The following is an 8,401-nucleotide window of genomic DNA, read 5'->3' as shown; positions in this document are numbered from 1 at the left end:
AGTAGTTATCCCCCTCCATCGGGCAGTTTCCCAGACATTACTCACCCGTCCGCCACTCGTCACCCGAGAGCAAGCTCTCTGTGCTACCGTTCGACTTGCATGTGTTAGGCCTGCCGCCAGCGTTCAATCTGAGCCATGATCAAACTCTTCAATTTAAAGTTTGATTTGCTGCAACAAGTTCAGCGATGCTCATCTGTAAAACGTCATAATGAATTTCATTATGTGTTCACTCGTGAGACTTGATATTTTTTACGTCCGGAGACGTTGATATCAATCCTGCGAGTGCCCACACAGATTGTCTGATAAATTGTTAAAGAGCAGTGCCGCGATTTCTCAAGCGGCGCGGGATGCGTATATTACGCTTTCCGCATTCTCAGTCAAGCATTTATTTTTGCTTTTCTGAAGGTTGCCTTGAAGACCACCTCCTGAACACTTCGCTTCGTAAGCCGTTGTTCCGTGTCAGTGGAGGCGCAGTATAGGGATTTCTTTTTGGCTGACAAGCGCTAAATGCAAATTAAATTCTGAGTGTTGTTTTTTTCGTCGAAACCCCACTAAATCGCCAGTTTTTCCAGCAATGGAAAGCCATAACGCCGTAGAACCGGTGATAATTGCACCGCCTCCTCATCCATAAGCGTGCAGAACGCCATATTCTGACCAGAAGAAACGGCGTGCGGCGCTTCATGTTCTAATAACCATACTGTGCGGCGTGCAATGGCTGCACCAGAATCCACTAGCCGCGTGCCTTCAGGCAGTACCATTTGCAGCTCGTCACGCAATAGAGGAAAGTGCGTACATCCCAGGACGACAGTGTCAGGTGGCTCTTTCATACGAAGCCAGGGTTGCACAGCATGGCGCACATCAGAGAGTTCCACCCCTTCACCATGCAGTTTCGCTTCCGCCAGCTCTACCAGTTCAGCAGAACCCAGCATTTCGATTTTGCACTCGCGCGCAAACTGCGCCACCAGCTCATGAGTATAAGGACGTTTTACCGTGCCGCGCGTTGCCAGTAATCCCACGACACCATTACGCGTGAGACGCGCAGCAGGTTTAATCGCCGGCACAACACCGACAACAGGAAACTCGAATCGCTCACGCAGTGCAGGTAAAGAAACGGTGCTAGCCGAGTTACAGGCAATGATGACTAATGCCAGCGGGAAGCGTTTTGTAATCGCCTCAACCACAGCAACCACACGCTCGACAATAAAGTCTTCGGTTTTTTCACCGTAAGGGAAACCTTCATTATCGAAGGCATATAAATAGTGAAGATCCGGCAATAACTGCCGGACCTCATCATAGACGGAGAGCCCACCGACGCCGGAGTCAAACACCAGCACGGTGGGACGCGGATCAGAAGCTGTAGCTGGCGCTGAGGTAATACTCCGTTCCTGGAGTTGGATAGCCATACACTGTCTCGTAGTCTTTATCGAACAGGTTGGCAATTCTACCACGAACGGTGAGTTGCGATGTGACCGGATACGAGACTGCGAGATCCCACAAGCTCACACCGCCCAATTTCACGCGCTGCGGCGTGTAAGAGTGGTTGTAATCGTTATCGTAACGATCGCCAAGATAGTGATAGGTCACAGACCAGTCAAAATCGTAGATTGTCCAGTCGAGTTGGTATTTCACCTGCTGCTTAGCACGGCGTACTAGCTGCTGATTAGTCTCTGCATCACGCGCATCAACATAATCGTATGAGATTTGATGGCTGAGCGGGCCAGTATCGAAGGATGCTGTGGCTTCCACCCCTTTGATGCGTGCTTTATCGATGTTGTAATAAACGTAAGTGCTTGGGTCGCTATCAATCAGATTGTCGATATCATTGCGGTAGCCGGATACACGCCAGTTTACCGGGCCCGTCAGCCCCTCAAAGCCCCCTTCCCACTGCTTGCTCTTTTCAGGCTTCAGATCCGGGTTACCATACGTCTGGCTGTAAAGCTGTCCTAAATTCGGCGATTTGAATGCCGTACCGTAAGAAGCGAAAACACGGTAGCCGTCAACAAACTCCCACGCGGCACTGCTCTGCCAGGTGTTATGCCAGCCAAACGCATCATTGTCGTCGCCACGTACTGCCCCTTCCAGCGTTACGCTGCCAAATTGCTGCTGCGCAGTAGCATAAATCCCAGTATTACGTTGTTCCTGACCTTCAATAGTGGAGTTAGTACCCGGTTCTGAAGTCTGTTTCTGCCAGTCCACGCCCCCGCTGATCGCACCATGTCCGACCTGCACAGTGTTACCCCACTGCAGGTTGTACTGCTGAACATCATTTAATGAGGCGGTCGCATCGTATTTACCGAGTTGCGGGCTGTAGTTGTAATCTTTGGTATGGCTGTAGCTGGCGATTAATTGGGATGAGTAGATACCCTGATTGAAGCGCAGACCGGTATCCCAGGTTTGGCTGTAAAGCTGGCGAGTATCGACAAAGGTGTTCGGCTCTACATAAGTAGGGTAACCATCGTAAGCCGTTCGGTTGTCGAAACCATAGCCACGCACGAAACCGCTGAATTCATCGTTAAATTGATGCTCCAACGATCCATACAAGGTTTTGCTCATAAAGCCGTCACGGTCTTTCTGCGCGGGATCGCCGTAAACGTCAGGCAAGTTGGCCACCACGTCGTAACCCTTGGTGTAGGTATAATTACCCGCCATGGTGAGTTTGGTGGCATCCCCCAGCATTTGCTGCGTGGAACCATCATAACTTTGGTAGCCATTGGAACCGACACCCGCCGTCAACGTGGTACCTGCTTTATCACGGCCGGTAATAATGTTCACCACCCCACCAATCGCATCCGAACCATAAACCGCTGAACGCGCGCCACGGATATATTCGATGCGCTGCACCAGTGACAACGGAATCTGGCTTAGATCAGACGAACCAGAAATACCCGCCTGATTGAGGCGAACGCCGTCAATTAATATCAGCACATGGCTGGAGTTAGTACCACGGATAAACATCGAGCTGGATTGACCAAGGCCACCATTCTGCGCGATATCCACGCCCGGTAAACGGCGCATCACATCCGTCAGGCTTTTCGCCTGCCAGCGATCGATCTCTTCACGGGTGACTACCGTTGTCGGTGCCAGCACCGATGAAACCGGCTGAGCGAAACGATTAGCGGTAACGATTTGCGTATCATCATCCTGAGCGTAGCCATACGCAGCCCAGAGTGAAAGCGCCGTTGCACTGAAGGCACACAGCGTAGTTTTGCTTTTATTCATTGTTGTAAGCATCCAAAAGACGAAGCAGGATGCCGCAGGCCTACAACCGATAGCACGCGATGGTTGCAGTGATTGCGACGACACACCGGCAGGTCTTCGGGCTGAGAATCATAAATGGTGAAAAACTTCCCATCCCACAGGACAGTGTTTAATGATCGATCACCATGACATTCTTTTACCGCTGCGCGTCAGCTCCAGATTCACACTGGATTCCCTTTTAACTCAAGGAGGCCGGCAGTCGCAGTCTACGGTTAAGAAGGTCGGGAATCCAGACTGCCAGCCATCATCTTCTCACAGAACTGGACATCAGCAGGTGAATGCCTACAATCGCCCGGCAAGCTAGTTTATTACCAGGATTAAAGATGACACCCGAACAGCTCCCGATTGAACAATACGACGCGCAACTGGCGGAAAAAGTCAGCCGTTTACAGGCGATGATGGTGCCCTTTGCCGCGCCTGACGTGGAGGTGTTCCGCTCACCGGTCAGCCACTACCGTATGCGCGCCGAATTCCGTATCTGGCATGATGGCGACGATCTGTACCACATCATCTTTGATCAAGAGACTAAGCAGCGCATCCGTGTGGATCAATTCCCTGCTGCCAGCGCGTTGATCAACCAGTTGATGCCAAAATTGATCGATGCGATCCGTGATAACAAAGCGCTGCGTTTCAAGCTTTTCCAAATCGACTACCTGTCGACGATGAGCAATCAGATTGTGATTTCGCTGTTGTATCACCGTAAGTTGGAAGCGGACTGGACGGAAGCCGCCACCGCGCTGCGCGACACCCTGCGCGCTGAAGGCATCGATGTGCAGTTGATTGGCCGTGCGACCAAAACCAAAATCTGCCTTGATCGCGATTACGTCGATGAATGCCTGCCCGTAGCGGGCAAAGAGATGATTTATCGTCAGGTGGAGAACAGCTTCACCCAGCCTAATGCGGCGATGAACATTCAGATGCTGGAATGGGCGCTGGATGTCACTCAGGGCTCACGTGGTGATTTGCTGGAGCTTTACTGCGGCAACGGCAACTTCTCACTGGCGCTGGCGCGAAACTTCCATCGCGTACTGGCAACCGAGATCGCGAAACCTTCGGTGGCGTCGGCGCAGTACAATATTGCCGCCAACCATATCGACAATGTGCAGATCATTCGCATGGCGGCGGAAGAGTTTACGCAGGCGATGAATGGCGTGCGCAGCTTCAACCGCTTAGAAGGTATCGACCTGAAGAGCTATCAATGCGAGACCATCTTTGTCGATCCACCACGCAGTGGCCTGGATGAGGAAACCGTGAAGATGGTGCAGGCGTATCCACGCATCCTGTATATCTCCTGCAACCCGCAAACCCTGTGCGACAATCTTGCCACGCTGAGTGAAACGCATGACGTGTCGCGGCTAGCGTTGTTCGACCAGTTCCCGTACACCCATCATATGGAATGCGGCGTCTGGCTCACGCGTAAAGCGTAAAACAAAACGGGAACCCTGCGGTTCCCGTTGTTGTATTTAGCTTTTGTTCCTGGCGCGGCGGAAGCGAGTGGCAATCCAGAACACCAGCGCCACCATCAAAATGGTCGGGATGAAGTTGGAACCGATATCCGGATATTCAGCACGCACCAGCGCGCTATACACCAGAATACCCAACAGGAAAAACGCCGCGGCCAGTGAAGGCATGCCATCGGGCATATTGCGGTTAAGATAACGCTGATGCAGACACCAGGCTGCGAGGCCAAGGGCGATCAGCGGGAATATCGAAAAAGGCACAAACGTACTGAACAGCACCGAAAAGGAGCCGTTGATCGCTAAACCGGTGATAAAAGCCAACAACAGGGTTCCTTTATCGCGTGGGTCTTGCTCAATCATTTCATTATCCTTATCACATTACTCTTCGGGTTTTTCCAGGGTCACCGCCAGACGTTCCTGCTCCCGGCGATACCAGTAATAAGCGCCTTTGGCGATCATGCGCAATTGCAGCACCAGGCGATCTTCCAGCTTGCGACGCTGTTCGATATCCACATCCAGCGCTTCCGCACCGGCGCTGAACACGATGGTCACCATGGCTTCGGCCTGCGCTTCGGTAAAGCTGCGCGGCATCCGATTTTCCAGCTCAAGGTAATCCGCGAGCTCAGCAATAAAGTGCTGAATTTCTCGCGCAACTGCGGCACGAAACGCGGCCGATGTTCCGGAGCGCTCGCGTAGTAAGAGACGAAAAGCGTTGGGATTGTTCCCGATAAATTCCATAAATGTGGAAACGGAGGTCTTGATGATGCTGCCGCCCTTGGCAATGCGCTGGCGTGCCTGGCGCATCAACTGGCGTAACATCAGGCCGCTTTCGTCGACCATGGTCAAACCCAGTTCATCCACATCTTTAAAGTGACGATAAAACGAGGTAGGTGCAATCCCGGCTTCACGCGCAACTTCACGCAAACTCAGGCTGGCAAAACTCCTTTCTGCACTTAACTGACTGAAGGCTGCTTCAATCAGCGTACGTCTTGTACGTTCTTTCTGTTGCGCCCTGACGCCCATTTTCCCGGCCTTTTAAGTGATCTGGAAGGCACTATAACAAACTTTTCAGCGTACAGTGGCGCAAAGTTTGTGACCGCCTGTGTACCTCACGCTTTGTCAAAACTGGGGATTTTTCGCTGTTAGAATTCAGAAGTGCGCGGTGAGATGTTAGAATCTCGTTGTAAAAATGTGATAGAAAAATAGGACGTACTGGTATGCAAAAGTCTTACGATTACGATGCCATTGTGATTGGCTCAGGTCCTGGCGGCGAAGGTGCGGCAATGGGCCTGGTGAAGCAGGGAGCGCGCATTGCAGTGATCGAACGCTACCATAATATCGGCGGCGGTTGTACTCACTGGGGGACCATCCCCTCCAAAGCTTTACGTCACGCTGTCAGCCGTATTATCGAGTTCAATCAAAACCCTCTTTATAGCGATCACACCCGACTCCTGCGCTCCTCATTTGCTGACATTTTGAATCACACCGAAAACGTTATCAGTCAGCAAACGGCAATGCGTCAGGGATTTTATGAGCGCAACCGTTGTGAGCTTTATCAGGGCGATGCCCATTTTGTTGATGCCAACACCATCGAAGTTGAACAGCCCGATGGCACCCGCGAACGCTTAACCGCAGAAAAATTCGTGATTGCGTGCGGTTCACGTCCTTACCATCCTGCAGACGTCGACTTTACGCACCCACGCATTTACGACTCCGACTCCATCCTCAATCTGCATCATGAACCTGGCCATGTGATCATCTACGGTGCCGGTGTGATTGGTTGCGAATACGCATCAATTTTCCGTGGCCTGAACGTCAAGGTGGATTTGATTAACACCCGTGATCGTTTGCTGGCATTCCTCGATCAGGAAATGTCAGATTCGCTCTCCTATCACTTCTGGAACAGCGGCGTGGTGATTCGTCACAACGAAGAGTTCGAGAAGATTGAAGGTGTGAGTGATGGCGTGATCATGCACCTGAAGTCGGGCAAGAAAGTGAAAGCGGATTGCCTGCTGTATGCGAACGGCCGTACCGGTAACACCGATTCACTGGCGCTGGAAAATGTTGGGCTGGAAGCTGATGGTCGTGGCCTGTTGAAAGTGAACAGCATGTACCAGACTGCGCAGCCGCACATCTATGCAGTGGGCGACGTGATTGGTTATCCGAGCCTGGCTTCAGCCGCCTACGATCAGGGCCGAATTGCGGCACAGGCGATCATTAAAGGTGAAGCCACTGCTCATTTGATCGAAGATATTCCCACCGGGATTTATACCATTCCGGAGATCAGCTCAGTGGGTAAAACCGAACAGCAGCTGACTGCGATGAAAGTGCCTTACGAAGTGGGTCGTGCGCAGTTCAAACATCTGGCGCGTGCGCAGATTGTGGGGATGCACGTGGGTAGCCTGAAGATTCTGTTCCATCGTGAAACCAAAGAGATTTTAGGTATTCACTGCTTTGGCGAACGTGCGGCAGAAATTATTCACATCGGGCAAGCCATTATGGAGCAGAAGAACGGCGGCAACACGATCGAGTACTTCGTGAATACCACCTTCAACTATCCGACCATGGCCGAGGCCTATCGCGTCGCGGCGCTCAACGGCTTAAACCGCCTGTTTTAACGACGTGTCCAGATGACCCTGCATGTGGGTTTTGATTGCTTCTGCCAGCTGCTCATAGCGGCTGCGCAGAGGTGATCCTGGGCGATAAACCAAAGCAATCGTGCGCTGCGGAACCGGCTTATAGCAAGGCAGATAGCACACGCCATCACGCACTCGCTCATTCGGCACCGCCAGCGAAGGCAGCAAAGTAATGCCGCTTCCTGCCGCGACCATGTTGCGTAGCGTTTCCAGGCTGGTTGCGCGGAAATGGGTATCTTCATCCGCACCGGCTTCAAAGCAGAAGCCCATGGCTTGATCGCGCAAGCAGTGGCCATCTTCCAGCATCAGCAGCTTTTCGCCGGCCAGATCAGACATCGGCACACGATCGCGATCGTGCCATGGATGATCCTTGTAGATCGCCAGCTTCATTGGCTCATCAAACAGCGGCACCTCAATAAAGGCTTCGCTCTCTTTCACCAGCGCCAGAATCGCGCAATCCAGTTTGCCACTGTCGAGTTGTGCCAGCAGTTGCTGCGTTTGCGCTTCGTGCAGGTACATTTCGAGTTTAGGGAAGGTTTGATGCAGCATGGGAATGATCTGCGGCAGCAAATACGGGCCAGTGGTTGGAATCAGACCAATATGCAGCGGTCCGGACATCGCTTCGCCCTGTTGGCTCGCCATCTCCTTCAGCACTTTGACTTCGCGCAGCACAGTTCGCGCCTGATCCACCAGCAACAGTCCAGCCTGGGTAAATAACACCTTACGGCTGGTACGCTCCAGCAGCATCACACCGAGCTCATCTTCAAGCTTTCGAATTTGACCGCTCAAGGTAGGTTGGCTGACATGACACGCATCAGCTGCACGCCGGAAATGGCGATGCTCCGCAAGCGAAACCAGATACTCCAGATCACGAATGTTCATTGATTTCCTCCAAACCACGATAGCCCGTGGCGATAGATAGAATAGCAATGAACGATTGGCCCTATCAAGCGATGAACAGGAATAATACCGGCCATAGCAAGCAATGTTGAAAAAGACGCTGAGATGACGTCGAGCATCACCTGCAATCAGCGGTAAAAATCAAAG

The 8,401-nt window shown here is 52.1% G+C and carries 7 protein-coding genes, 1 rRNA gene and 1 riboswitch; of the genes, 2 read left to right on the top strand and 6 right to left on the bottom strand.

The features are described 5' to 3' along the window. From CRO33_RS22890 to btuB, 3 genes are all read right to left on the bottom strand, one after another. Positions 1-155 (bottom strand): 16S ribosomal RNA (locus CRO33_RS22890); the annotation flags it as partial. Positions 156-551: 396 nt separating this feature from the next. Continuing rightward, positions 552-1,403: a glutamate racemase gene (gene murI, locus CRO33_RS22880; protein ID WP_097119684.1), complete on the bottom strand. Its 852-nt coding sequence runs from the start codon at positions 1,401-1,403 to the stop codon at positions 552-554. Next, positions 1,348-3,219 (bottom strand): TonB-dependent vitamin B12 receptor BtuB, encoded by a 1,872-nt coding sequence (btuB, locus tag CRO33_RS22875; RefSeq protein ID WP_097119683.1) that lies wholly within the window; start codon positions 3,217-3,219, stop codon positions 1,348-1,350. The genes murI and btuB overlap by 56 nt, the downstream gene beginning before the upstream one ends. A gap of 70 nt (positions 3,220-3,289) precedes the next feature. Continuing rightward, positions 3,290-3,469: riboswitch (cobalamin riboswitch) on the bottom strand. A gap of 112 nt (positions 3,470-3,581) precedes the next feature. Here btuB and trmA point away from each other — a divergent pair. Continuing rightward, positions 3,582-4,685 carry a tRNA (uridine(54)-C5)-methyltransferase TrmA gene (gene trmA / locus CRO33_RS22870; protein WP_097119682.1) on the top strand — a complete coding sequence of 368 codons (1,104 nt, stop codon included), beginning with the start codon at positions 3,582-3,584 and terminating at the stop codon, positions 4,683-4,685. 36 nt (positions 4,686-4,721) lie between these two features. Here trmA and CRO33_RS22865 read toward each other — a convergent pair whose 3' ends face one another. After that, on the bottom strand, positions 4,722-5,078 hold the full coding sequence (locus CRO33_RS22865; RefSeq protein WP_097119681.1) for a YijD family membrane protein: 357 nt from the start codon (positions 5,076-5,078) through the stop codon (positions 4,722-4,724). 18 nt (positions 5,079-5,096) lie between these two features. Continuing rightward, entirely contained in the window at positions 5,097-5,741 is a 645-nt protein-coding gene (fabR, locus tag CRO33_RS22860; RefSeq protein WP_034823706.1) for an HTH-type transcriptional repressor FabR, read from the bottom strand. Positions 5,742-5,935: 194 nt separating this feature from the next. Here fabR and sthA point away from each other — a divergent pair, with 194 nt between their 5' ends. Beyond that, positions 5,936-7,336, top strand: coding sequence for a Si-specific NAD(P)(+) transhydrogenase (gene sthA / locus CRO33_RS22855; protein WP_021506825.1), 1,401 nt, complete (start codon positions 5,936-5,938; stop codon positions 7,334-7,336). Here sthA and oxyR read toward each other — a convergent pair. Further along, a complete protein-coding gene (gene oxyR, locus CRO33_RS22850; protein WP_097119680.1) occupies positions 7,319-8,236 on the bottom strand; it encodes a DNA-binding transcriptional regulator OxyR in 918 nt (305 codons plus the stop codon). The genes sthA and oxyR overlap by 18 nt on opposite strands. Between the last annotated feature and the right edge of the window lie 165 nt (positions 8,237-8,401).

The sequence above is a fragment of the Pantoea sp. GL120224-02 genome, assembly GCF_900215395.1.
GTDB classification, from domain to species: domain Bacteria; phylum Pseudomonadota; class Gammaproteobacteria; order Enterobacterales; family Enterobacteriaceae; genus Pantoea; species Pantoea communis.
The sequence above is the reverse complement of the archived record's forward strand: the minus strand, read 5'-3'. Positions and strand labels throughout refer to the sequence as shown.

Bases quoted from the DNA above. Each gene is read 5' to 3' on its own strand.
- murI (WP_097119684.1), bottom strand. From the start codon at position 1,403: ATGGCTATCCAACTCCAGGAACGGAGTATTACCTCAGCGCCAGCTACA.
- btuB (WP_097119683.1), bottom strand. From the start codon at position 3,219: ATGAATAAAAGCAAAACTACGCTGTGTGCCTTCAGTGCAACGGCGCTT.
- trmA (WP_097119682.1), top strand. From the start codon at position 3,582: ATGACACCCGAACAGCTCCCGATTGAACAATACGACGCGCAACTGGCG.
- oxyR (WP_097119680.1), bottom strand. From the start codon at position 8,236: ATGAACATTCGTGATCTGGAGTATCTGGTTTCGCTTGCGGAGCATCGC.
- sthA (WP_021506825.1), top strand. From the start codon at position 5,936: ATGCAAAAGTCTTACGATTACGATGCCATTGTGATTGGCTCAGGTCCT.
- fabR (WP_034823706.1), bottom strand. From the start codon at position 5,741: ATGGGCGTCAGGGCGCAACAGAAAGAACGTACAAGACGTACGCTGATT.
- CRO33_RS22865 (WP_097119681.1), bottom strand. From the start codon at position 5,078: ATGATTGAGCAAGACCCACGCGATAAAGGAACCCTGTTGTTGGCTTTT.